This window comes from Pseudonocardia lacus (genome assembly GCF_018531445.1).
GTDB lineage: Bacteria > Actinomycetota > Actinomycetes > Mycobacteriales > Pseudonocardiaceae > Pseudonocardia > Pseudonocardia lacus.
In genome coordinates this window covers 1-1,897 of sequence record NZ_JAHDTH010000429.1, presented here as the reverse complement: position 1 = coordinate 1,897, position 1,897 = coordinate 1, and the positions used below count along the sequence as shown (strand labels likewise).

General features: G+C 78.9%; 1 protein-coding gene and 1 pseudogene. Both read left to right on the top strand.

The features are described from left to right. On the top strand, positions 1 to 1,473 hold a 1,473-nt coding region (cydD, locus tag KIK08_RS38800; RefSeq protein ID WP_214408293.1), incomplete at its 5' end, for a thiol reductant ABC exporter subunit CydD. Further along, positions 1,470 to 1,897: pseudogene (locus KIK08_RS38795) on the top strand (thiol reductant ABC exporter subunit CydC); the annotation flags it as partial. The gene cydD and the pseudogene KIK08_RS38795, both read left to right, overlap by 4 nt.

Here is a 1,897-nt window from a genome sequence, read left to right as displayed (position 1 = left end):
GCGCTGGCCGCCGTGGCCGAGACCGCCGCCCTGCGCGGCGCGGCGTCGGTGCAGTCGGCGCTGCGCCGGGCGCTGCTGCGCCGGGTCGCGACCGCGGGCGTGCCGGGCGGGGTCGGGGCCGGGGAGGTCGTCACGCTCGCCACCCGGGGCCTCGACGCCCTGCAGGACTACGTGGCCGGCTTCGTGCCCCAACTGGTGCTCGCCGTGCTGGTCCCGACCGCCGTGCTGGTCGTCGTCGGCGCGGTGGACCCGCTGTCGGCGCTGGTCATCGGGCTGACGCTACCGCTGATCCCGATCTTCATGGCGCTCGTCGGCTGGCACACCCAGGCCCGCACCGACCGCCAGTGGCGGCTGCTGGAACGCCTGGGCGGACACTTCCTCGACGTCGTGCAGGGCCTGCCGACGCTGGCGCTGTTCCGCCGCTCGCGGGCGGCCGCGGCGCGGATCCGCGAGGTCACCGACGCCCACCGCGTCGCCACGATGGGCACGCTGCGCGTCGCGTTCCTCTCGGCGTTCGTGCTGGAGGTGCTCTCCACGCTGGCCGTGGCGCTGGTCGCGGTGGAGATCGGGCTGCGGCTGCTCTACGGCCGCATCGACCTGGAGACCGCGCTGCTCGTGCTGATCCTCGCCCCGGAGGCCTACCTGCCGGTGCGCGAGGTCGGCGCCCGGTTCCACGCCAGCACCGAGGGCGTCTCCGCGGTGCGGCGGGTGTTCGCGGTGCTCGACGCGCCGAGCGCCGCTGCCGGGGAGAGCGGGGCGGGGGCGCCTTGCCCCGCCGGGGCGCCGGACGTGCGGATCGAGGGGCTGCGGGTCACCTACCCCGGCCGGTCCGAGCCGGCCGTCGACGACCTGTCGCTGCACCTGCCCGCGGGCCGCACGACCCTGCTGACCGGGCCGAGCGGGGCCGGCAAGTCGACGGTGCTCGGGGTGCTGGCCCGGCTGGTGGACCCGGCCGCCGGCCGGGTGCTGCTCGGCCCCGACGGGGCGGTGGACCTGGCCCAGGTCGACGCCGAGGCCTGGCGCAGGCGGATCGCGTGGGTGCCGCAGCGGCCCTACCTGTTCGACGCCTCGGTCGCCGACAACATCCGCCTCGGCGCTGCGGGGGCGTCCGACGCGGCCGTGCGCGACGCGGCCCGCGCCGCCGGCCTGGACGAGGTCGTGGCCGGCCTGCCCGAGGGCTACCGGACGCGCCTGGGTGAGCGCGGCACCCGGCTGTCGTCCGGGCAGCGCCAGCGGGTCGCGCTGGCCCGGGCCTTCCTGCGCCGGGCGGGCGGCGCCGACCTCGTGCTGCTCGACGAGCCGACCGCGCACCTCGACCCGGACGCCGCGCGTGCCGTCCGGAGCGCGGCGGCGGTGCTGCTGCGCGGCGCGACCGGGCTCGTCGTGGCGCACGACCCCGGCTGGGAGGACGTCGCCGACGCGCACGTGCGCCTGGACGCGCCCGCGCTCGCCACCGCCGGGACGCCGCGATGAGCACCGCCCGCCACGACCCCCTGGTCCGCCTGGTCGCGCTCGCCCGCCCGCGCGGGCCGCGGTTCGCGCTCGGCGTGCTGGCCGGGGCCGGGGCGACCGCGGCCGGGGTGGCGCTGCTGGTCCTCGCGGCCTGGCTCATCGCCACCGCGGCGACCCACCCGCCGCTGACCGCGCTGAGCGTCGCCGTCGTCGCGACCCGCGCGCTCGGCGTCGGCCGCGGCGTGCTCCGCTACCTCGAACGCCTCACCACCCACGACGCCGCGCTGCGCACGCTGGCCGACGTCCGGGTGCGGGTGTTCGCCCGGCTCGCCGCCACCGAGCCGCTGCGCCGGTTCCGCTCCGGCGACCTGGTCACCCGGCTCGTCCGCGACACCGACGCCGCCCAGGACCTGCTGGTGCGCGGGTTGACGCCGCCGCTGTCGGC